The sequence below is a fragment of the Xanthomonas sp. WHRI 10204 genome (assembly GCF_040202875.1).
Taxonomy (GTDB): domain Bacteria; phylum Pseudomonadota; class Gammaproteobacteria; order Xanthomonadales; family Xanthomonadaceae; genus Xanthomonas.
The window spans coordinates 2302864-2325518 of record NZ_JBEGDW010000001.1; the positions used below are offsets into that span (position 1 = coordinate 2302864).

At 65.8% G+C, this 22655-nt stretch carries 15 protein-coding genes, 1 other RNA gene and 1 pseudogene; 14 read left to right on the top strand and 3 right to left on the bottom strand.

The genetic code is table 11. The features are described 5' to 3' along the window. Window positions 1-108 precede the first annotated feature (108 nt). From ABQZ00_RS10075 to ABQZ00_RS10095, 5 genes are all read left to right on the top strand, one after another. Window positions 109-378, top strand: a complete 270-nt coding sequence (locus ABQZ00_RS10075; RefSeq protein ID WP_055854528.1) for a flagellar biosynthetic protein FliQ — start codon at window positions 109-111, stop codon at window positions 376-378. A gap of 13 nt (window positions 379-391) precedes the next feature. Next, complete coding sequence (fliR, locus tag ABQZ00_RS10080) at window positions 392-1183, top strand: flagellar biosynthetic protein FliR (RefSeq protein WP_005996206.1); 792 nt, start codon at window positions 392-394, stop codon at window positions 1181-1183. Window positions 1184-1275: 92 nt separating this feature from the next. Beyond that, window positions 1276-4242: a ligand-binding sensor domain-containing diguanylate cyclase gene (locus ABQZ00_RS10085; RefSeq protein WP_323539330.1), complete on the top strand. Its 2967-nt coding sequence runs from the start codon at window positions 1276-1278 to the stop codon at window positions 4240-4242. 511 nt (window positions 4243-4753) lie between these two features. After that, window positions 4754-7675 carry a diguanylate cyclase domain-containing protein gene (locus ABQZ00_RS10090; protein ID WP_323539329.1) on the top strand — a complete coding sequence of 974 codons (2922 nt, stop codon included), beginning with the start codon at window positions 4754-4756 and terminating at the stop codon, window positions 7673-7675. A 93-nt stretch (window positions 7676-7768) separates the two neighbouring features. Beyond that, window positions 7769-9856 (top strand): putative bifunctional diguanylate cyclase/phosphodiesterase, encoded by a 2088-nt coding sequence (locus ABQZ00_RS10095; protein WP_323539328.1) that lies wholly within the window; start codon window positions 7769-7771, stop codon window positions 9854-9856. 182 nt (window positions 9857-10038) lie between these two features. Here ABQZ00_RS10095 and ABQZ00_RS10100 read toward each other — a convergent pair. Next, window positions 10039-10332: pseudogene (locus ABQZ00_RS10100) on the bottom strand (hypothetical protein); the annotation flags it as partial. 35 nt (window positions 10333-10367) lie between these two features. Between ABQZ00_RS10100 and ABQZ00_RS10105 the strand changes: the two are divergent. From ABQZ00_RS10105 to ABQZ00_RS10145, 9 genes are all read left to right on the top strand, one after another. Then, a non-coding RNA gene (locus tag ABQZ00_RS10105) (sX9 sRNA) lies at window positions 10368-10443 on the top strand. A gap of 282 nt (window positions 10444-10725) precedes the next feature. After that, complete coding sequence (gene flhB / locus ABQZ00_RS10110; protein WP_055854538.1) at window positions 10726-11856, top strand: flagellar biosynthesis protein FlhB; 1131 nt, start codon at window positions 10726-10728, stop codon at window positions 11854-11856. Next, complete coding sequence (flhA, locus tag ABQZ00_RS10115; protein ID WP_323539327.1) at window positions 11853-13946, top strand: flagellar biosynthesis protein FlhA; 2094 nt, start codon at window positions 11853-11855, stop codon at window positions 13944-13946. Before flhB ends, flhA begins: the two co-directional genes overlap by 4 nt. A gap of 1017 nt (window positions 13947-14963) precedes the next feature. Next, on the top strand, window positions 14964-16643 hold the full coding sequence (flhF, locus tag ABQZ00_RS10120) for a flagellar biosynthesis GTPase FlhF (protein WP_323539326.1): 1680 nt from the start codon (window positions 14964-14966) through the stop codon (window positions 16641-16643). Next, window positions 16630-17514, top strand: coding sequence for a MinD/ParA family protein (locus ABQZ00_RS10125; RefSeq protein WP_055854547.1), 885 nt, complete (start codon window positions 16630-16632; stop codon window positions 17512-17514). Before flhF ends, ABQZ00_RS10125 begins: the two co-directional genes overlap by 14 nt. Further along, window positions 17511-18278, top strand: a complete 768-nt coding sequence (locus ABQZ00_RS10130) for an RNA polymerase sigma factor FliA (RefSeq protein WP_011037072.1) — start codon at window positions 17511-17513, stop codon at window positions 18276-18278. Before ABQZ00_RS10125 ends, ABQZ00_RS10130 begins: the two co-directional genes overlap by 4 nt. 35 nt (window positions 18279-18313) lie before the next feature. Then, on the top strand, window positions 18314-18706 hold the full coding sequence (cheY, locus tag ABQZ00_RS10135) for a chemotaxis response regulator CheY (protein ID WP_055854550.1): 393 nt from the start codon (window positions 18314-18316) through the stop codon (window positions 18704-18706). Beyond that, window positions 18706-19332 (top strand): protein phosphatase CheZ, encoded by a 627-nt coding sequence (locus tag ABQZ00_RS10140; RefSeq protein WP_055854552.1) that lies wholly within the window; start codon window positions 18706-18708, stop codon window positions 19330-19332. Before cheY ends, ABQZ00_RS10140 begins: the two co-directional genes overlap by 1 nt. A gap of 2 nt (window positions 19333-19334) precedes the next feature. Further along, a complete protein-coding gene (locus tag ABQZ00_RS10145; RefSeq protein ID WP_115512910.1) occupies window positions 19335-20990 on the top strand; it encodes a chemotaxis protein CheA in 1656 nt (551 codons plus the stop codon). A gap of 163 nt (window positions 20991-21153) precedes the next feature. Here the strand turns inward: ABQZ00_RS10145 and ABQZ00_RS10150 are convergent, their stop codons facing one another. Together ABQZ00_RS10150 and ABQZ00_RS10155 are read right to left on the bottom strand one after the other, a co-directional pair. After that, complete coding sequence (locus ABQZ00_RS10150; protein WP_323539325.1) at window positions 21154-21828, bottom strand: hypothetical protein; 675 nt, start codon at window positions 21826-21828, stop codon at window positions 21154-21156. Between the two features lie 173 nt (window positions 21829-22001). Continuing rightward, window positions 22002-22619, bottom strand: coding sequence for a hypothetical protein (locus ABQZ00_RS10155; RefSeq protein WP_323539324.1), 618 nt, complete (start codon window positions 22617-22619; stop codon window positions 22002-22004). Window positions 22620-22655: the final 36 nt, after the last annotated feature.

Here is a 22655-nt window from a genome sequence, read left to right on the forward strand (position 1 = left end):
GACAGACAATGCAACACGAGGTAAGTCAGATCGCTGCTCACCAACGAATCCCCACACCCTACTCCCCACTCCCCGCCCTTTGGCACCGCACTTGCATCAGCACTCCCCATGAGCCCTGAAATCGCCCTGACTGAATTACGTGGTGGCCTGGTCACCGTCCTGTGGATTGCCGGACCGATGTTGCTGGCGGTTCTGGTGGTCGGTGTCGTCATTGGCGTGGTGCAGGCCGCGACCCAATTGAATGAGCCCACCATCGGCTTCGTGGCCAAGGCCGTGGCGTTGACCGCGACCCTGTTTGCCACCGGCAGCATGCTGCTGGGGCATCTGGTGGAGTTCACCATTGCGCTGTTCCAGCGCATTCCGCATTTGATCGGTTAGCGGACCAGACCGGATGGATTCCGCTACCCAGATGGTGATCGACGGCCAGCGCGCGTTTGCGATGGTCGGGGCGATTATGTGGACCATGCTGCGCACCGGCGCGCTGCTCACGGCCATGCCGTTGATCGGCACGCGTGCGGTGCCCGGGCGGGTGCGGGTGATGCTGGCCGGGACCTTGTCGATGGTGCTGGCGCCGATCCTGCCGCCGGTGCCGGAATGGGATGGCTTTACTGCGCAGGCGGTGCTGAGCATCGCGCGCGAGCTGGCCGTGGGCGCCAGCATGGGCTTCATGCTGAAGCTGATCTTCGAGGCGGGCGCGCTGGCCGGCGAGTTGGTGTCGCAGTCCACCGGCCTGTCGTTTGCGCAGATGTCCGACCCGATGCGCGGGGTGACCTCCGGCGTGATCGCGCAGTGGTTCTATATCGGATTCGGCTTGCTGTTCTTTGCGGCCAACGGACACCTGGCGGTGATTTCGCTGCTGGTGGACAGCTACAAGGCGTTGCCGATCGGCACAGCCATTCCCGACGCCCGCGCGTTCGCGGAGGTGGCGCCCACCTTGTTCCTGCAGATCATGCGCGGCGGGTTGACCCTGGCCTTGCCGATGATGGTGGCGATGCTGGCGGTCAACCTGGCCTTCGGTGCCTTGGCCAAGGCGGCGCCGGCATTGAACCCGATGCAACTTGGCTTGCCGTTGACGGTCTTACTGGGGCTGTTCCTGCTGTCCAGCTTTGCAAGCGAGTTCGCGCCACCGGTGCAGCGCATGTTCGATACCGCCTTCGACTCCGCCAGAGAACTGACGGGTTAAGCGTACGGACGCTCAAGTTTTGCACCAGTTCGCCGTCAACGCTGAGGACGATTGGCCCGTTCAATCGCACGCCCCCCTTTCCGCGAAAGCCGATGCCCAACGTGTCTGCGCTGTTCGTTTCACCTGGTGTGCGCGGCAAGACGCTGCGTCGTCTGGCAACGCTGTGCCTGCTCGGATGGCTGATCGCCGGCAGTGGATGGGCGAAAACCTATAGCTTTCGCGATTACGCACAGGCCGATGGCCTGCAGGGTATGACCGTCAACAGCCTGCTCGAAGATCGACAGGGTGTGGTCTGGGTCGGCACCGAACTGGCATTGCATCGCTTCGAACGCGAACAATTCATCCCGGTCGGTCAGGAAAGCGGCCTGGACGCGCGCTACATCCGCGCGTTGACGCTGGATGCGCGCGGGCGCTTGTGGGTGGCCAGCGCCAACGGCGTGTTCGTGCGCAATGGCACGACCTTCAGCCCGGTGCTGCATGACGGCGCGCCGATCCGTGCCGACAGCGGCAATGTGATCGCCGCGTACGCGGGCGGTGTGGTGGTGGTCAGCGAAAATCAGCTGTTGCACCTGACGCCGACCAAGCCAGGCGGCTGGAGCGCCCGGGTGCTGCCGTTGCGCCTGGACGACGGCACCACCCTGCCCGCCGGGAAAGCCTTGCTTGCCGATGGCAGCGCGCTGTGGGCAAGTTGCGGAAAACGCGTCTGCCGCATCGATGCCAACGGACGCATCACTCAGTTGGGCGATGCCGACGGTGTGCCGGAACGGCAATGGCGCGCGGTGTTCCGCGACCATCGTGGCGACCTGTGGCTGCGCGGTGGCGGCATGGTGATGTCGCGCGCAGCAGGCGAGCGCGTGTTCCGCGACCATGCGCCTCCAGCCGGCACCAGGTTCGACACCTTGGCTGGCGCAACCACCTTGTCGGAGGATGCGCAGGGCCGCCTCATTACCCGCTCCGACCGCGGAATGGTGCGCTGGGAAGGCGACCACTGGCACTATTTCGGGCACGACCAGGGGCTGTCGATCAGCCCGATGGTGGGCCCCTTGATGATGCAAAGCACCGGCCAGCTATGGATCGGCACGCGCGGGCTGGGGGTGCAGCGCTGGCTGGGCTACGGCAACATCGAGCACTGGGACGAGAGCCAGGGCCTGGCCGAATCGCCGACCTGGGCCATCCAGCGGCTGCCAAGTGGTGAGCTGCTGGTAGGCGGCGATGCAGGCTCCAATGTGCTGGATCCGCGGACCGGGCGCATGCAGCCGTGGACACTCGCCAACGGCGAGCCAATGCTGCAATCGATCTCCATCGCGCTGTCGCCGAAAAATGGCGCGGCCTGGGTGGCGCGCTCGTCGGGCGCCCTCTCCCGTCGCGACCCGCAGACGGGCAAGACCTTCGACGTGCTGCAGCTTGGGCTGCCCACCAACAAGCTGTTGTTCGATTCGGGTGGCGTGCTGTGGGTCACCACGCCGCGTGGCCTGTACTCCGTCCCGCCCGAGCTGCCGTTGCAGGCCAAGCGCGAAGAGGCAGTGCCGGCGGCGTTCGTGGGCGATATCGATGTGGATCTTCAGGGGCGACTGTGGGCCAGTACTCGCAAAGGGCTGTATCGCCAGGAAAAAAATGGCCGCTGGCTGCAGGTGGAGGTGCACGGCAACCTGCCCAGCCACGATTACTTCCTGCTGGATTTTTCGGCCGACGGCCAGCTCTGGCTGTCCTTGCGCGACACCGGGCTCTGGCATGGCGCCGTGCAGAACGCGGCGACGGTCACGCTGACCGCAGTCAACGACCCGCTGGTGTCGCGCGTGATGCCGTTCATCCTCTCTCACGACAGCAAGGGGCGCTTGTGGCTGGGCAGCAGCCAGGGCCTGGACCTGCTGGAGAATGGGCACTGGTCGCGCACCACGCGCAGCGAAGGCCTGTTGTGGGACGACGTGTCTGCCAATGCCCTGTTCGAGGACGTCGATGGCAGCGTGTGGCTCGGCAGCAGCCGCGGGTTGACCCACCTGATCGATCCGTCACGGGTGTTCGCGTCGCCGCCGCTACGGGTGGAAGTGCTGCGCGTGCGGCGTGGCGAACAGACCCTTGCCGCCGGTGCGCAGGTGCCCTGGTCGCAGGTTCCGCTGGACGTGGATCTGAGTACGCCCGGCGCCGAAGGCGGCCCGGACCGCATCAGCTTCCGCTACCGCGTGGAAGGCCACCAGGCCAGCTGGACCAGCACCTCGCTCAGCCACATCACCTATCCGCTGCTGCCGCCCGGCCGCTATGCGCTGGAGGTGCAGGCAGTGGACGCCGGCCAGCGCAGTGCCAGCCCGATCACACGGTTCGCCTTCGCGCTCAGTCCACCCTGGTGGCGCAGCATTCCCGCCTTGATCGCCTATGTGTTGCTGGCGATCGCCGCGGTGATTGCGCTGTTGCGCTGGCGCACCGCCAAACTGCTGCGGCGCAAGCGCGAGCTGGAACAACTGGTTGCCGAGCGCACTGCCGAGCTGGAACAGGACAAGCGCGACCTGGAATCGGCACGTGCCGAACTTGCCCTCAAGGCCACCCACGACGAACTCACCGGCCTGCTCAACCGCTCCGGCATCCTTGCCGCGTTACGCAACATGCTGCTGCGGGCCGATGCGACGGCGCGCCCATTGGCGGTGGTGTTGATCGATCTGGATCACTTCAAACTGGTCAACGATCAGCACGGGCATCTGGCCGGCGATGCGGTGCTGGCCGGGGTCGGTCGCCGGCTGGATACGCTGGTGCGTGGCGACGACCGTATCGGCCGCTACGGCGGCGAAGAATTGCTGGCACTGCTGCCAGGGCTGACGCACGAAGCCACGCACCGACTGGACGCGCTGCATCGTGGTATCTGCGGCGATTACCCCATCGATGGCGGCTGGCTGCACGTCACCTGTTCGATCGGCGTGGCGTGGTTTCTGCCCGGCGAAACCCTCGAGCAATTGCTGGCGCGCGCCGATGCCGCGCTGTATAGCGCCAAACGCCGCGGACGCAATTGCATCGATTACGACGCCGGCCACCTTACTGCGCTTGCGGCACCCGACCATCGCGCCGACTGATCGCCGCGCGCGGGCCACCATCGCACGTAGAAACAGCGATGTTGGCGGTGGCAAAGCATCCGCACCCATCCAGCGAATGCCGCAGCGAATGCCAGCACTACCTGCAGCTAAGCGCGCTCGCGGCCGCCACACTGTCTGGATCAAACACCGGTGTTGGTCGCAGTCTCGGCCGATTTAGCGCGTCCATGCGCAGCAGTGCAGCAGTCGCGCCCGCTCGATCGTGCCAGCATCGATTGCCACGTGACGCACGCTGGCGAGCACGCGTAGCGCGCAATACTCAACCTGTCGATAACACCAAACCGTAGTCTTTGCATGCCACACGCCCCTCCAGACTGTAGTCGTGCTTGCTGGCAGCGGCACAATGCGCAAGGGTGGTGTCCTAAAGTAAAGCGCGTGAACAGCCGCTAGTCGATATAACGCGGCCTGCTATGGGGGCTGCCAATGGCAAGCGTGAGACACCGCGCGAGGGGCGCGGACCGCACGCACCGATGCGTGGGAGATTGCAACGCTCGTGGGGTTCTTGCACCGCCAAGGGAGGTCGTCAGGCCGAGGGGCATCGTTCGCTGCGATGCTGCTACTGGCGTTGCTGTCGTTTGCCGATCTGGCCAGCGCACAGAGCGCCAGCATCCGTCGCTATGCCCACGACCAAGGACTACTCGGTCTTGCCGGCACCTGCCTGTTGCAGACCCGCAGCACCTTGATGTGGGTCTGCACCGAGAGCGGGCTGTATCGCTACAACGGCCGCATCTTTCAACAGGTGATGCTGGACGGCCTGCGCAACGAACCGATTACCTCGATCAGCGAAGCGCCCGATGGGCGTCTGTGGGTCGCCGGCTTCCAGGCGTTGTTCGTCGGCGACGAGCACGGCTTTCGTAAACTCGCGCGCGATGAAGCCGAGCACCTGCAGGAAGGCATGCTGCTTGCCAGCCCTGCATGGGGCACGGTGATCGCCAATGGCGGCGAACTGGAAGTGCTGCGCGAGCGCAGCAATGGCCGCTGGCATAGCGAATATCTGCTGGACACCGCCACGCGCGTGCGCCTGCCCGATCTCTCCAAAGTACTGAGCCTGTCGGTGGAAGGCGACACGTTGTGGGTCGGCTGCGGACGCAAGCTGTGCGCCATCGATGCGCAGCGCAAGGTACAGGTCTACGGGCCCGACGAGGGCGTACCGGTCGATCGCTGGTACAGCGTGTTGCGCGACAACGACGGCGGGCTGTGGGCGCGTGGCGCCGGCACCCTGCTCTACCGCGCACCAGGTGCGAGCCGGTTCAGCGTGCGGCCGTTGCCGCTGCTCGACAGCAACACGGTCGGGCAACAGGCGCCGTTGGTGATGGACCGCGAAGGGCGCGTGCTGGTGCGCCGCAACGACGGCTTGGCGCGCTGGGAAAATGGCGCATGGCGCAGCTTCGGTACCGAGAACGGGCTGCCGCCCGGTAGCAGCGACGCGATCGTGGTGGACCGCGACGGCGACGTCTGGATGACCGTGGATGGCGAAGGCCTGGTGCGCTGGGCCGGCTACGAATGGATCGAAAACTGGGACGCCTCGCAAGGCATGCCGGCCCCATCCACCTGGTCCATCGCACGCGATGCGCAGAACGCACTGCTGGTCGGCAACGAGCACGGCGTAGGCCGTCAGGCCCGACCCGGCGAGCGGTTTGTGCCGGCCCTGCCGCAGGCGGGCATCCAGATCGTCGGCTTGGCGCGCACTACCGACGGCAGCGTGTGGACGCTCAATTCTGCCGGCTTCGTGCGCCGCAACTGGCCGGACGGCCGCAGCGGCGAGGCCGGCAAACTTCCGCGTACCGGACGGCGCCTTTATAACGACCGTCAAGGTCGCCTGTGGATTCTCACCCTCGGCGGACTGTTCGTGATCGAGCGCCCGCTGGACGGCGGCACCTTGCAGCCGGTCGCCGACATGCCTGCGATCGCCTACACCGATATCCAGCAGACCGCCGACGGCACCCTGTGGGTCTCCAGTGCCAACGGGCTGTTCCGCCTGCAGGGCGAGCGCTGGTCCAAGGTGCAGGTCAAGGTCAACGGCGGCGACTCTGACCCGTGGATCAGCAAGTTCCACATCAGCGACAGCGGCGAGGTGTGGCTGGCGTTTTATCGCCCCGGCCTGTGGCACGGCATGTTGCTCGGCGATGGCCTGGACCTGCAGGCGATCAACGACGAAGCGCTGCGCGACGCGGGTGTGTACCTGATGCGCAGCGACAGCCTGGGCCGGGTGTGGGTGGGCCACGCCCGCGGCGTGGAGGTCTATAACGGTGAGCGATGGGCCCATCTGTCGCAGTCGCAGGGCCTGATCTGGGACGACATCTCCGAAGCCGCATTCTTTGAAGATCCCGACGGCTCGGTGTGGATCGGCACCGCGCGCGGTGTCAGCCACCTGGCGGATCCGGCGCGCCTGTTCGACGAGCGCCAGCCCAGCGTGCGCATCGACAGCGTCAGCCGCGGCGGCGTGCCGATACGCGCCGGGCAACTGCTGGCCTGGAGCGACACGCCGTTGCATATCGAGCTGTCGACGATGGAGGTCTACGACGACCCCAGCCGGCTGACCGTGCGCTATCGCGTGCGTGGTCTGCACAACGAATGGATCGAGAGCGACGATCTGTCGATCGACCAACCGCCGCTGCCGTCCGGGCATTTCCGCCTGCAGGTGCAGCTGCTGGACCGCTATCGGCGCACCGCATCGCCGGTAGTAGATCTGGCATTCGCGGTGGCGCCCTTGTGGTGGCGCAGCCCGCCGGCGATTGCGCTGTATGTCTTGATCGGCGGCGGCTTGCTGATCGGCTTGTGGAGCTGGCGGCACCGTCATCTGGTGGCGCGCGAGCGCATGCTGGCCGAGCTGGTAGCCGAACGCACCTATCAACTGGAGCGCGAAAAACGCGACCTGGAAAGCGCCCGCGCGGCGTTGGCATTGAAGGCCAGCCACGACTCGCTCACCGGCCTGCTCAACCGCTCCGGCATTCTCGACGCGATGACCGAAGAGCTGCAGGCCTGCGCGCATGCCGAGCATGCGTTGGCGGTGGTGCTGATCGATCTGGATCACTTCAAGCAAGTCAACGACGAACACGGCCATCTGGTCGGCGACGCGGTGCTGGCCAAGGTGGGCGCGCGGCTCACCGCCTGCCTGCGCGACTCGGACAAGGTGGGCCGCTACGGTGGCGAAGAACTGTTGTTGCTGCTGCCCGGCATGACCCGTCAGAGCCAGCACCGGCTGCGTGCCATCCACGAGGCGATCAGCCTGCCGCTCTACGACGTCGGTGCCGCGCGGCCACTGCAGGTGACCTGCTCGATCGGCGTGGCGTGGTTTCGCATCGGCGACACCGCCGCCACGCTGCTGGCACGTGCGGACGAGGCCTTGTATCGGGCCAAGGGCCACGGCCGCAATCGCATCGAACCGGAAGAACCCGAGGTTTCGGTCGCCTGATCCACTGCGTTGCGCCAGTGCGTGCTCAAGAACGCGCGCAGCGGGTCGCTAGCTCCTTGAGCAAGCGCGTCTTTCGACGTCGGAACTGGATGGGTGGTCGCAACCTACAACCTTGGCATGGTGCTGTTGTCGCTGGTGGTGGCCGTATTGGCCTCCTATACCGCGCTGCATCTGGCCGCCCGCATGACCGCCAGCCGTGGTGGCATCGCCGCCGCATGGCTGGTGGGCGGAGCCATCGCGATGGGCATCGGCATCTGGTCGATGCACTTCGTCGGCATGCTGGCCTTCCAGCTGCCGATTCCGCTGGGCTACGACGTGGCGCTGACCGCCTATTCGATGCTGGCGGCCATCCTGGCCTCGGCGCTGGCGCTGTGGCTGACCTCGCAACCGCAACTGCCCTGGCCGCGGCTGGGCCTGGGTGCGGTGCTGATGGGGTTGGGCATCGCACTGATGCACTACATCGGCATGAGCGCGCTGCGCATGTCGCCTGCCATTACCTATGACCCGGTGCTGTTCGCGCTGTCGGTGGCGATCGCCATCGGTGCGTCTGCCGCCGCGCTGTGGATCGCGTTCCGGTTGCGCCACGATGGCCGCCGCTACAGCCTGCGCCTGATCGCAGCGTTGATCATGGGCGTGGCGATCGTCGGCATGCATTACACCGGCATGGCTGCCGCGCAATTCGCACCTGGCAGCATCTGCGGCGCGGCGGCCGGAACGCACCTGCCGTTGTCGTGGCTGACCGCGGTGGTGGTGGCGGTCACGTTGGGCCTGCTGATCCTGGCGCTGGTGATCTCGGTGCTGTCGCGCCGCCATCAGCAGCACACCGAAGTGCTGGCGCAATCGCTGGCGCAGGCCAACGCCGATCTGGCGCTGGCCGCCCTGCACGACCCGCTCACCCGCCTGCCCAATCGGGTGCTGCTGCACGAGCACGTGCTGCAGAACATCGAGCGCGCGCAACGCGATGGGCAGCGCTTTGCGGTGATGCTGATCAACCTGGACGGCTTCAAGGTGGTCAACGACGGCTACGGCCATCGGGTCGGCGACCAATTGCTGGTGGTGGTGGCCGAACGCCTGAGCGCGCATCGGCGCGCACACGGCAGCCTGGCGCGGCTGGGCGCGGATGAATTCGTGCTGGTGGCCGATATCGCCGACCCGGAAGACGCGGCGGCCATCGCCGGGCATCTGGTGCAGGCGTTGGCGGTGCCGTTTCTGGTCGGCGATCAAGAGCTGCGCCTGAGCAGCAGCATCGGGATTGCGCTATATCCAGAAGATGCCGGCAGCGAGCACCAGCTGATGACGCACGCCGATGCAGCGATGGGGCATGCCAAGCAGGCCGGGCGCAATCGCTACCGCTTCTTCGAGCGCGCGATGACCGACACCACCCGCGAGCGCCTGCAACTGCTGCAGGATCTGCCGCGCGCGCTGGAATCGGGCCAGTTCGTGCTGCACTACCAGCCCAAATACTGCGCCGACGACGGCCGCCCGATCGGCGCCGAGGCGCTGATCCGCTGGCAGCATCCAGAACGCGGCCTGGTGCCGCCGGACAGCTTCATTCCGCTGGCAGAACGCAGCGGCATGATTGGCCCGCTCGGCAGCTGGGTGCTGCAGCAGGCGTGCCGGCAGATGCGCGCGTGGCGCGACGACGGCCACGGCGACTGGCGGGTGGCGGTGAACCTGTCGGCCACCCAGCTCGCCTCGCCCAGCCTGCTCGACGAAGTGGCCACCACCCTGGCCGAGCATGCGATCGCCCCCGGCCAGCTCACCCTGGAAATCACCGAAACCATGGCCATGCGCGATGCCGAGGCCTGCCTGCGCACGCTTGGCCAGCTCAACGCACTGGGCGTGCGCATCGCCATCGACGATTTCGGCACCGGCTATTCCAACCTGCTCTACCTGCGCAAGCTGCCCGCGCACGAGCTCAAGATCGACCGCAGCTTCGTGCAGGCCATGGACAGCGGCGCCGAAGACATCGCCATCGTCGCCGCCGTCGTGGCGTTGGCCCACACCATGCGCTTGCAGGTGGTGGCCGAAGGCGTGGAAACCGCCGCCCAGCGCAACACCCTGGAACGGCTGGGCTGCGACCAGCTGCAGGGCTATCTGCTGGGCCGGCCGATGGAAGCCGACCGCTTCATCGCAGTGGTCGTCGCCCAGCGCGATGGCCCGCGCCGCCTGGCCAGCTGAGCAACAAACGACGTCGAACGACTCCCGGCCCAGCCGTCATGCTCAACGACTCCCAGCCAGGCCGAGCACCAGCCTGGACGTGGAGCGGCTGACAGCACGTAGCGAGCGTTTGCCGGGCAGTGAGCGCAGTGGCGTTGTCGGCCGCATCCTGCGGTCACAGGCCCAGGCCAAGCGCCGAGTAGGTCGAGTGCGCGGTGCCCTCGCCGCTCGCGGGACACGCCGTGAACCCGTCCCTGGGGGCTCGATGGCGGCATCCATGCCGCCAACGGTCCCGCAAGCGGCGAGGACACCGCGCCAGACAGCCGGCTGGTGACTTTGAAGAATAGAAGGCACTGCGCCAGACCGCTGCTGGTTGCGTGGTGAAAGCTCTGCACAACGACTAGCGTGACTGGTCCTTGCCCGCTCACCGTCGCGGGACCCTTGGCGGCATGGATGCCACCAAGGAGCTTGGAGCAGCTACCAAAACGACTGTGCAGCCGCCAGGCGGGCGCGGCCGGTGCTCGGAATCGGCATGTACCACCCGTACACTTCGGTTCCTCCGCGCCGTCCACACCCACCTGACGACTGCTCGCTACGTTTTGTTAGCCGTTCTTACATGGACGTACTTGCAGCGTGTCCTGCGATAGTGGGCAAGCAAGGACACTGCAACCAATTAGCAGATCAGCCGGCCTGCACTAGTAGTGACGTCACGCAGTCTTGTTAGCCGCGCTTTTGTAGACCGACGGGCTGCCCTCGCCCCTCACCGCCGCCACACCCCTCCAGCAGCTCAACGCGCGGCCACTGCTTTTTTCGATTCCCCAACCCCATTCCCGCTCCGAAACTGGAACGCCGCTTGCATGAGACCAGGCTGATCCCCCACCGGCACCTTCATGTCCGAGTCCGACGACGGCGGCGAGCGTACAGAGCTTCCCACCGAAAAACGCCTGCGCGAAGCGCGTGAGCAGGGCAACATCCCGCAATCGCGGGAGTTGTCCACCGCAGCGGTGTTCGGCGCCGGCGTGTTCGGGTTGATGGCACTGGCCGGCGGCATCGGCGATGGCGCGGCGGTGTGGATGAAGACAGCGCTCAGCCCCGACCCGAGGATGCGCGAGAACCCGATGGCGCTGTTCGGCCACTTCGGCGACCTGCTGATGCAGCTGCTGTGGGTGATGCTGCCGCTGATCGGCATCTGCCTGCTGGCCGGGCTGGCCGGCCCGCTGCTGATGAGCGGCCTGCATTTTTCCAGCAAGGCCATCATGCCCGACCTCACCAAGCTCAACCCGGCCAGCGGGATCAAGCGCATGTGGGGCAGCAACAGCCTGGCCGAGCTGGTCAAGTCGATCCTGCGCCTGCTGTTCGTTGGCCTGGCGGCCTGGCTGTGCATCTCCAAGAACCTGCACGGCCTGCGCTCGCTGGTGAACCAGCCGCTGGAACAGGCCATCAGCAACGGCCTGCACTTCACCAAGAGCCTGCTGTTCTACACCGCCGGCGCGCTGGTACTGCTGGCCGCCATCGACGCGCCCTACCAGAAGTGGAACTGGATGCGGAAGCTCAAGATGACGCGCGAAGAGATCAAGCGCGAGATGAAAGAAAGCGAGGGCAGCCCCGAAGTGAAGGGCCGCATCCGTCAGATGCAGATGCAGATGTCGCAGCGCCAGATGATGGAAGCGGTGCCCAAGGCCGACGTGGTGCTGATGAACCCGACCCACTACGCGGTCGCGCTCAAGTACGAAGGCGGCAAGATGCGCGCCCCGATCGTGGTGGCCAAAGGCGTGGACGAAATGGCCTTCCGCATCCGCGAAGCCTGCGAACAACACCGGGTGGCGATCGTCACCGCACCGCCTTTGGCACGCGCCTTGTATAGGGAAGCTCAAATCGGCAAGGAAATTCCCGTGAGACTCTATTCGGTCGTGGCCCAGGTGCTCTCCTACGTCTACCAGTTACGCGGCTGGAACGGCGGCCCGATGCCGGAATTGCCCTCGCTGGACGTGGATGAGTTCGGCAAGGGAGCCAGCGCATGAGCGCCCAACCCACCCCGCTGAATGCCCGTCGCGTCATGGAGTTGCTGCGCAACGGCCTGGGCGCCCCGCTGGCGCTGATGGCCATGCTGGCCATGCTGATGGTGCCGCTGGCCGCACCGGTGCTGGATGCGCTGTTCACCTTCAACATCGCCATCTCGCTGATGGTGCTGCTGGCGGTGATCTACGTGCAGCGCCCGCTGGAATTCACCATTTTCCCGATCGTGCTGCTGATGACCACGATGCTGCGGCTGGCGCTGAACGTCGCCTCCAGCCGCGTGATCCTGATCAACGGCCAGGACGGCCACGCCGCGGCCGGCAAGGTCATCGAGGCCTTCGGCCAGTTCGTGATCGGCGGCAACTACGCCGTGGGTATCGTGGTGTTCGCGATCCTGACCATCATCAACTTCGTGGTCATCACCAAGGGTGCCGGGCGCGTGTCGGAAGTGACCGCCCGCTTCATCCTGGACGCCATGCCCGGCAAGCAGATGGCCATCGACGCCGACCTCAACGCCGGTTTGCTGACGCGTGAGGAAGCCAAGGCCCGCCGCGAAGAGGTCCGCGAAGAAGCCGACTTCTACGGCGCAATGGACGGTGCCAACAAGTTCATCCGCGGCGACGCCATCGCCGCCATCATGATCCTGTTCATCAACCTCATCGGCGGCATGGCGGTGGGCATGTTCCAGCACGACATGAGCTTTGTGGATGCCGCGTCCACCTACACCCTGCTGTCGATCGGCGACGGTCTGGTGGCGCAGCTGCCGGCCCTGCTGGTGTCGTCTTCGGTCGCCTTGCTGGTGACCCGCGCCTCGCGGGCACAGGACATGCGCGGCGCCATGATCAGCCAGGTGTTCGGCCAGCACCGCGCACTCGCGGTAGCCGCCGCCATCCTGGGCCTGGTCGGCCTGGTGCCGGGCATGCCGAACGTCGCGTTTTTGACGCTCGGCCTGATCCTGGGCGTGATCGCCTGGAAAATGTACAAGCGCAGCCTGGTGGTCGCCCCGACCGGCGACCCCGTCAGCGACCCCAAGGCCGCCGCCGCAGCCGCCACCGCGCAGGCCAGCGCCGAACTGAGCTGGGACGAACTGCGCCCGATCGACCCGCTGGGCCTGGAAGTGGGCTACCGGCTGATTCCGCTGGTGGACAAGCACCAGGGCGGCGAATTGATGGCGCGCATCAAGGGCGTGCGCCGCAAGCTCACCCAGGACATCGGTTTTCTGGTGCCGCCGGTGCATATCCGCGACAACCTGGAACTGTCGGCCAACGCCTATCGCCTGCTGGTGCATGGCGTGCCGGTGGCCACCGCCGAGATCTATCCCGACCGCGAGCTGGCGCTGGACCCGGGCGGTGCGCTCGGCCAGCTGGACGGCATTCCAGGCAAGGACCCGGCGTTCGGCCTGGATGCCACCTGGATCCAGCCGCATCAGCGCTCCTACGCCGAATCGATGGGCTACACCGTGGTCGACCCGGCCACCGTGGTGGCCACGCATCTGTCGCACCTGATCCGCGAACACGCCCCGGAGCTGCTCGGCCACGAAGAAGTGCAGCAGTTGCTGGCCACCCTGGCCAAGACCGCGCCGAAGATGGTGGAAGACCTCACCCCGAAGGCGCTACCGCTGTCGGTGGTGGTGCGCGTGCTGCAGAACCTGCTGATCGAGCGGATCCCGGTGCGTCAGCTGCGCAAGATCGTCGAAGCGCTGGTCGAGCACGCCCCGCAGAGCCAGGACCCGGCCACCCTCACCGCCGCCGTGCGTACCTCGCTGGGCCGCTTCATCGTGCAGGAGATCGCCGGCATGTCCGCCGAACTGCCGGTATTCACCCTGGCCCCGCAGCTGGAGCGCGTGTTGCAGGAATCCACCCACGGCAACGGCGTGGCGCTGGAGCCCGGCCTGGCCGAGCGCCTGCACCAAAGCCTGGCCGATTGCGTCGGCAAGCAGGAAGCCCGCAACGAACCGGCCGTGGTCCTGGTGCCCGGCACGGTCCGCGCCGCCCTGGCCCGCCTGGTCCGCCATAGCGTCCCCAGCCTGTCGGTGCTGGCGTATAGCGAAGTGCCGGAAGACAAACGCCTGAAGCTGGTCGGCACGATCAGCTGAGTCGAAAGCACACCGTCATCGCCCCCATTTCCGTAGGAGCGCACCCGGGCGCGAGGGCTTTACCGGGACAGCCCCATCGCGCCCAGGTGCGCTCCTACGGCGCACTGGGTCATCCGACAACGCGGGCGAGCTTTGATCCAGAAGGGTCAACCGCTGGGATGCGAGATCCCATGAAGACAGCACAGCTCGGACTGGACAACGTCGCCGACACCGCTTCCGTAGGAGCGCACCCGGGCGCGACAGCTTTACCGGGACAGCCCCATCGCGCCCAGGTGCGCTCCTACGATGCAGCGTGCACCCTGACGAGGTGCCGTTGACTCCGCTCTGCATGCTCCACCGCGGCAACGCGCGATGTCCCGGACGACGACCTACCACTAAGCAACATCGTGGCCCCTTTCCGTAGGAGCGCACCCGGGCGCGACAGCTTTACCGGTACAGCCCCATCGCGCCCAGGTGCGCTCCTACGACTGCATCGGCGCTCCGGTACAGCTCGACAGCCTCTATCGCGTCCTCCAGCAATCGCCGCAGGCCGGCCACCAACCGCCAACGCCAGGCGCCGGAAATCCGCCACTCGGCAAAATCCCAATCGATTGCATGCCACCGACCCTGGGAAGCATGACGAGCGCGACGCTGTCGCGGCTCCCGCGGGCGTTCAATGCGCTCCGACAGACGCGACCTGCGCTGCCGCCCAGCACAGGGACGCCGTCGCACCGGCACCCAATGCCGTCGAAAAATTCAATCAGAACATCCACTTAGCGCAGCAAGCCCGGCTCGGCGTCAGTACCCAGCCTCCTCCGCGCACGCCCCGCACCCACTCGCCAAAAACCCAGCACCGCCGTTTTGGCACGCCGCGTGCATTAGCTCTGGCGAGACCGCAGACAGCACCACCGCTGCGGGGCGGATGGCAGGACTTGGAACAACCGAACGGGACAGGCAACTCATGACGCTGGCAACACACCCACATTCATCGCGCACCCGTCCGGCGTCCGGCGGGTCCCGTTCCTGGAGGCACGTGGCATGAAGATCAAACGCTTTGTCGCCCCGGACATGCGCACCGCATTCCGCATGGTGCGTGAAGAGCACGGCCCGGATGCAGTGATCCTGTCCAACCGTCGTACCGCTGAAGGCATCGAGATCGTCGCTGCCAGCAACTACGACGAAGAACTCGTGCAGCGTGCGCTGGAAACCGCACGCTCCGATGCGCCGATCACCCACACCGCTCCGCAGCAGCAGGCGCCCGTGCAACAGGCTCCGGTGCAGGCCGCTGCCCGCCCCGCCGCTCCGGTGCATGCCCCGCTCAAGCCGGCCGCCGAGACCGGCATGAGCCACCGCCAGCGCGTTGCCAGCGCCGCCGAAGAAATGATTGCTGCGATGGCCCTGCGTCAGCCGGTCAGCGTGCCGCGTCAGGCCCCGGTGGCCGCCCCGATCCGCAGCGTGGTGCCGATGCCGGCCGTGCAGGATGTCGCCGCCCCGGTGGTGCAGCGTCAGGAACACGCGCTGTCGGCCGTGCCGGAACAGCTGTTCGCCGACTTTTTGACTACCGCCCCGGTGCAGCGCCCCGCCGTACAGGCCGCTCCGGTGCAGGCGCCGACCCCGGTCGTTGCCGCAGCCCTCGCCGCCCCGGCTTACGCCGCGCATGGTCAGGACGACGATGCATTCGACGACGAAGCCGACTTCGACCTGGACGACGCGCTGCCGCAGATCCTGCCGCCAGCCGCGTTGCCGCCGATCGTCGTCGCCCCCGCCCCGCTGGCCGCGGTGCCGGTGGCCGCCGCGCCGCTCCCGCAGAACGACGAAGAACTCAAGCAGCTGCGTGGCGAACTGGCGCTGATGCGTCAGATGATCGAGCGCGAAATGAACCGCCTCACCGACGAGCGCCTGCGTGGCTCCCCGGTGCGTGCGCAGGCGCTGGAGCTGATGGACGACTACGGCTTCGATGCCGGCCTGACACGCGATGTCGCCATGCAGATCCCGGCCGATACCGAATTGCACCGCGGCCGCGGGCTGATGCTGGGCCTGCTGTCCAAGCGTCTGCCGGTGGCTCCGATCGACCCGCTGGAACGCGGCGGCGTGATCGCCCTGGTCGGCCCGACCGGTGCCGGCAAGACCACCACCATCGCCAAGCTGGCGCAGCGCTTTGCCGCCCAGCACGCCCCGCGCGACGTGGCCCTGGTCACCACCGACACCTTGCGCGTCGGTGGCCGCGAGCAGCTGCACAGCTACGGCCGCCAGCTCGGCATCGCCGTGCACGAAGCCGATAGCGCCGAAAGCCTGCTCGCGCTGCTGGATCGCCTGCGCGACTACAAGCTGGTGCTGATCGACACCGCCGGCATGGGCCAGCGCGACCGCGCCCTGGCTGCCCAGCTGAACTGGCTGCGCGCCGCCCAGCAGGTCACCTCGCTGCTGGTGCTGCCCGCCAACTCCCATTTTGCCGACCTCGACGAGGTCGTACGCCGCTTCGCCCACGCCAAACCCCAAGGCGTGGTGCTGACCAAACTCGACGAGACCGGCCGCTTCGGCAGCGCCTTGTCGGTGGTGGTCGACCACCAACTGCCCATCACCTGGGTGACTGACGGACAGCGGGTCCCCGACGACCTGCACCGCGCCAATGCCGCCAGTCTCGTTCTTCGTCTTGAAGATTTACGGCGCGCTGCCGATAAGCCCTGTACTCCGGAGCACAACCATGCAGTCGCGTGAATACGCAAAGCTGACCAACGCCTTCCCCCTGACGGCGACCCGTCCCGAGCCCTTGGGCCCGGTGCGCACGATTGCCGTGACCGGTGGCAAGGGCGGCGTGGGCAAAACCAACATCTCCGCCAACCTGGCCGTGGCGCTTGCCGACATGGGCAAACGCACCCTGCTGCTGGACGCCGACCTTGGCCTGGCCAACCTGGATGTGGTCTTGGGACTCTCGCCCAAGTTCACTCTGGCCGACCTGATTGCCGGCCGCTGCACGCTCGATGAAGTGATCATCGAAGGTCCCGGCGGCGTGTTGGTGGTCCCGGCCGCCTCCGGTCGCCGCCACATGGCGGAACTGGCTCCGGCCCAGCACATCGGCCTGGTCAATGTGTTCTCCGAACTGGAACGCGACCTGGACGTGATGGTCATCGACACCGCCGCCGGCATCACCGACAGCGTGCTGACCTTCTGCCAGGCCGCCCAGGACACCGTGGTGGTGGTCTGCGACGAGCCGGCCTCGATCACCGACGCCTACGCGCTGATCAAGGTGCTCTCGCGCGAACGCGGCGTGGACCGCCTGCAGATCATCGCCAACATGGTGCGCGACCCCAACGAAGGCCGCCTGCTGTACGACAAGCTCTCGCGCGTCTGCGAAAAGTTCCTCGGCGATGTGTCGCTGAACTATCTCGGCCACGTGCCGCAGGACGACTGGTTGCGCCTGTCGGTACAGCGTCAGCAACCCGTCATCAAGGCGTATCCCGCCAGCCCGTCGGCGCAGGCCATTGCCGAAATCGCACGCCGTACCTCGCGCTGGCAGGCTCCCACCGTGCCGCGCGGCAACGTCGAGTTCTTTGTCGAACGCATCATCCAACGGGGAGTGGCCGCATGAGCACTGCTACCGCAACCACGGCCACCGCGCAGTACCGCGCCGTGCAGCGCAATAACGCCAACGACGTGGTGACCCAGCACGCCGATCTGGTCCGCCGCATCGCCCACCATCTGGCGGCGCGTCTGCCGGCCAGCGTGGAAGTGGACGACTTGATCCAGGCCGGCATGATCGGCCTGATCGAAGCCTCGCGCAGTTACGACTCCGACCAGGGCGCCTCGTTCGAAACCTATGCGTCGATCCGTATCCGCGGCTCGATGATCGACGAAATTCGCCGTGGCGACTGGGTGCCGCGTTCGGTACACCGCCGTGCCCGCGACGCTGCCGCCGCAGTGCGCAAGATCGAGCAGAACACCGGCCGCGCCGCCGCCGCCACCGAAGTGGCCGCCGCGATGGAAATGCCGCTGCCCGATTACCTGCGCCTGATGGAAGATGCTGCACGCGGCCAGGTGCTGAGCCTGGAATCGCGCATCGAAGATCACGGCGAGCTGGACACCACCGCCAAGGGTGGCCCCAACCCGCAGCAGATGATGGAGCGTGGCGAATTCGGCCGCGAGCTGGGCAAGGCCATCGGCCAGTTGCCCGAGCGCGAGCAGCTGGTGCTGTCGCTGTACTACGAACAGGAATTGAACCTGAAGGAAATCGGCGCTGTGCTCGGTGTCAGCGAGTCGCGCGTCTGCCAGATCCATGGCCAGGCCGTGGTGCGTTTGCGCGGCCGCCTCAAAGTCTTCGAACTGGCCGACGCCGGTGTCGAAATTGACGACTAATTTTTTCGCGTATTTTTTCGTGTTAGGAGCTTGATGTGAATAAGAACATGCGGATCCTGATCGTGGACGACTTCTCGACGATGCGACGTATCGTCAAGAATCTGTTGGCAGATCTCGGCTTCACCAATACCGCAGAGGCCGAAGACGGCAACAGCGCGCTGGCTGCATTGCGCTCTGGCCCGTTCGATTTCGTGGTGACGGACTGGAACATGCCCGGCATGACCGGCATCGACCTGCTGCGCAACATCCGCGCCGACGCCAAGCTCAAGCACCTGCCGGTGATGATGGTGACCGCCGAAGCCAAGCGCGAGCAGATCATCGAAGCGGCGCAGTGCGGCGTCAACGGCTACATCATCAAGCCGTTCACCGCGCAGACCTTGGAAGAAAAGCTGGGCAAGGTGTTCGAACGTCTGGCGGCGACCGCCTGATGAACGCCACCGTGGAGACCAATGCCGAACGCGCTGCGTTGATCGAGCGTCTGCAAGGTGCGCTTGATGCACTGGAAAGCGGTGACGAAGCTGCGTGGAAGCGCGAGGTCGATCACCTCGCCGCCCTGCGCACGCGTCCGATGATGCAGGGCCTGAGCCGGCTCGCGCGCGAACTTGGGCAGGCGCTGGGCGAGTTGCCCACCGTGCCCGAAGAAGCCGGCGAACTGGACGATGCCTGCTCGCGCCTGGACCACGTGGTGGAAATGACCGAAAAGGCCAGCCATCGCACCCTGGATCTGGTCGAAGAATGCCGCGAGCTGGCCAACAAGCTGCGCGATGGCGGTCTGAATCAGGACCAGGGCGCGCTGATGGACCAGATGCGCCACAACCTCACCGAGCTGTCGCTGGCGCAGAGCTACCAGGACCTCAGCGGGCAGATCATTCGCCGCGTGGCCGGCATCGTGCGCCGCGTGCATGAAGGCTTCGGCGCGCTGGGCCTGCCGCCCAAGAGCACCGAGCCGAAGAAAGACGACGGCGGTCTTGCCGGTCCTGCGGTCAAGGGCCTGGACCGTCACGCGGTGTCGCAAGACGACGCCGACGATTTGCTGTCCGGATTGGGGTTGTAACCATGAGTGCTGTTCCAGACGATATTGCTGCCGATTTCATCGTCGAGGCCCAGGAAATCCTGGATCGCCTCGGCGAACAGCTGGTGTCGCTGGAACAGGCGCCAGACGAAGCCGACCAGCTCAACGCGGTGTTCCGCGGCTTCCACACGCTCAAGGGCGGCGCCGGCTTTCTGGCGATCAAGCCCATGGTGGAGCTGTGCCACGCCGCCGAAGAAACCCTCGGCATGGCGCGCTCGGGCCAGGCAGTGCTGCAGGCGCATCACTTCGATGCCGCGCAGCAGTCGCTGGATTATCTGCAGGCCATGCTGGATGCAATGGGCTCGGGCGAACCCGTGCCGCATGCACCGCCGTCGCTGATCGCACAGTTCGATGCCAAGAGCGGACCGCCGGCGGTCAAGGCCGCGCCCAAGGCCGCAGCTGCCGCAGCTGCGCACGACGACGGCCATGCCGCGCCGGCGCCGGGCGCCAAGGCCGCACCGAAAGCTGGCGCCAAGGGCGGCGCCGAAGCCGAACAGACCGTGCGTGTGGATACCAAACGCCTGGACGCCATCGTCAATCTGATCGGCGAACTGGTGCTCTCGCGCAATCGTCTCAAGACACTGCGCACCCGTCTGCGCGACGAAGAACTCGACCGCGCGGTCAGCGTGCTGGATATTGCCACCGCCCGCCTGCAGACCGCCGTCATGCGCACCCGCATGCAGCCGGTGAGCAAGGTGTTCGCGCGCTTCCCCAAGGTGGCCCGCGACGTTGCGCGCACCCTGTCCAAGGAAGTGGAACTGGAACTGGTCGGCGCCGAAACCGAGCTCGATCGTAATCTGGTCGAAGCCCTGGCCGACCCGCTGGTGCATTTGGTGCGCAATGCGATCGACCACGGCATCGAATCGCCTGCATTGCGCGAAGCCACCGGCAAACCGCGTAGCGGCCATGTGCGTTTGTCTGCGCAGCAGGAAGGCGACTACGTCAGCATCGAAATCCAGGACGACGGCGCCGGCATCGACCCGGAGCGTCTGCGCGAGATCGCCCGCAACAAGGGCCTGATCGATGCCGAAGCCGCTGCGCGTCTGAGCACCGACGAATGCCTGCATCTGATCTTCATGCCGGGCTTTTCGACCAAGGCCGAAGTCACCGATATCTCCGGCCGCGGCGTCGGCATGGACGTGGTGCAGTCGCGTATCCGCGAGTTGAGCGGGCAGATCCAGATCCAGTCCGAACTGGGCCGCGGCAGCCGCTTCATGATCCGCGTGCCGTTGACCCTGGCCATCTTGCCCACGCTATTGGTACAGGCCGGCGAAGCGGTGTATGCGCTGCCGCTGGCACGTGTGGTCGAAGTGCTGCACGCACCGCAGACCTCGCTGGGCTGGTTCGACGGCCGCGCCGTGCTGGACCGCCGCTCGCACACCTTGCCGCTGATCGACCTGCGCCGCTGGCTGGGCGTGCCCGCCGATCAACCGCCGCTGCTGACCGTGGTGCTGCTGCAGGCCGGCGAAACCCGCTTCGGCCTGGTGGTGGATCAGGTCCGCGGCCGCGAGGAAGTGGTGATCAAACCCCTCCCCCGCGCCCTGCGCGGCCTGCCCGGCTACGCCGGCGCCACCCTCATCGGCGACGGCCGCATGGCGCTGATCCTGGATGTGGATGGATTGCGCTCCAGCGATCATTGATCTTTGGAATCGGGAATTGGGAATTGGGAATCGTCAAGACGATCCTGGTTACCTGATCTAACGACAACGGCCGCGTACTGCGGCCGTTGTCGTTTCACTAGCAGCATCGCTGCCGATCTATGCGGCTACGCGCGCAGGCATGGGCGGGATGGTTTGGCGACGGTCAGGCTGCCGTGGAACTGAACCTGGAACCGTTAGTTGAACGAATGTAGATCCATTCAACACAATGGTGCTCCACCCGCTTCTGCGGTGCATCAGCCTCACCTCGTGGAAACACCTCCACGCGCATGCCTGGGCGGCTGAAGAAGTCACTCATCCATCGCCCGTCTTCCACCATGTTGCGTTGACGTACAAACCCGATGTTTTCCAGCTTCTTGGTAAACGTATCGAAATCGATCCCGCAGATCTCCGTCATGGACGGGGAAGCACCCGCTTGCGCTGGAATAAAAGTGAACTCGAACCAACGCCCCGCAGTAGGCGTCTGGTCCATGCCAAAGCTGTAATCCCACTCACTGGTAAGCGGAGCACTGGCGCCATAACGCTTGGGATCAGCTGCCGCACGCGTCACCGGAACCCCCATTTTGGACTGCAGGTAGTCAAGTGTCAGATCGTCTAGTCCATCAATAGCTTGAATCAATGCAAGCATGCGGGTGAGCGCATCCTCTGCCGTTCGTATCGGCCCACTGGGTTCACTGCCAGCGGGAGTGACTTTGGATTCGGCTGAGGAACTCATGGCAGATGTCTCCGTGACGATTGCCGGGGCTAGGGTGGCCGCCGTGTGGGCGCATGCGCCCAGAGCGAGGGTGGCGAGCAAGGCGTGGAGGGGGCGCGCGATCATGAAGCGTCCGTTGTGCGCTGGTGTGGCTGCGACGCTAGTGGCATCCGGCACCAAGGTCGATCGCAAGGCTTATGGCAGTGATCGACGTGACACTTGGTAACTTCAGGCTCATTGCCGAAATCATTCAAAACTTTCAAAGCATCAGGACTGAGTGACATGTCCGCTCCTTGGACTTAACGGATGTAGACCCATTCGACGCATTTGTGCGCTACCAACGCTTGCGGTTCCGCCGCCTCACCTCGCGGAAAGACTTCTACTCGCATTCCTGGGCGAGTAAAGAAATCACTTATCCAGCGCCCGTCTTCAACGATGTTGCGCTCACGCGCAAATCCCATCTGCTCAAGCTGCTGGGTAAAACGATCAAAGTCCAGGCGACAAATTTCGCTCATCGCAGGCGATGCACCGGCCACATTGCGATCGAAGCGGAACTCGAACCATCTGCCATCAAGCTTGGTTTCATCGACTCCAAATCCATAACTCCAATCCTTAGTGAGCGGACCGAAGGCCCGATATCGGCGTTCGTCGCCTTTCACGAACTGAACCGCCTGCCCCATCGTCGAATTCAAACGCTGTGGAGTGAAGTCGGAGATGGTCTGGCTACCCTTGATCAACGAAAGCAGCTGACCAAGCAAGCCCTCAGCAGTGGGCTTATTAGGCGGCACAGTGGTAGGGCCGGATGAACTCATGGCAGATGTCTGCGTGACGGTTGCCGGGACTGGGGTGGCCGCCGTGTGGGCGCATGCGCCCAGGGCGAAGGTGGCGAGCAAAGCGTAGAGGGGGCGCGCGATCATGAAGCGTCCGTAGTGCGCTGATGTCGCTGCGACGCT

Excerpts from the sequence above, each read along its gene's own strand:
- ABQZ00_RS10075 (WP_055854528.1), top strand. The coding sequence starts at position 109 with ATGAGCCCTGAAATCGCCCTGACTGAATTACGTGGTGGCCTGGTCACC.
- fliR (WP_005996206.1), top strand. The coding sequence starts at position 392 with ATGGATTCCGCTACCCAGATGGTGATCGACGGCCAGCGCGCGTTTGCG.
- ABQZ00_RS10085 (WP_323539330.1), top strand. The coding sequence starts at position 1,276 with ATGCCCAACGTGTCTGCGCTGTTCGTTTCACCTGGTGTGCGCGGCAAG.
- flhB (WP_055854538.1), top strand. The coding sequence starts at position 10,726 with ATGTCCGAGTCCGACGACGGCGGCGAGCGTACAGAGCTTCCCACCGAA.
- flhA (WP_323539327.1), top strand. The coding sequence starts at position 11,853 with ATGAGCGCCCAACCCACCCCGCTGAATGCCCGTCGCGTCATGGAGTTG.
- flhF (WP_323539326.1), top strand. The coding sequence starts at position 14,964 with ATGAAGATCAAACGCTTTGTCGCCCCGGACATGCGCACCGCATTCCGC.
- ABQZ00_RS10125 (WP_055854547.1), top strand. The coding sequence starts at position 16,630 with ATGCAGTCGCGTGAATACGCAAAGCTGACCAACGCCTTCCCCCTGACG.
- ABQZ00_RS10130 (WP_011037072.1), top strand. The coding sequence starts at position 17,511 with ATGAGCACTGCTACCGCAACCACGGCCACCGCGCAGTACCGCGCCGTG.
- ABQZ00_RS10140 (WP_055854552.1), top strand. The coding sequence starts at position 18,706 with ATGAACGCCACCGTGGAGACCAATGCCGAACGCGCTGCGTTGATCGAG.
- ABQZ00_RS10145 (WP_115512910.1), top strand. The coding sequence starts at position 19,335 with ATGAGTGCTGTTCCAGACGATATTGCTGCCGATTTCATCGTCGAGGCC.
- ABQZ00_RS10150 (WP_323539325.1), bottom strand. The coding sequence starts at position 21,828 with ATGATCGCGCGCCCCCTCCACGCCTTGCTCGCCACCCTCGCTCTGGGC.
- ABQZ00_RS10155 (WP_323539324.1), bottom strand. The coding sequence starts at position 22,619 with ATGATCGCGCGCCCCCTCTACGCTTTGCTCGCCACCTTCGCCCTGGGC.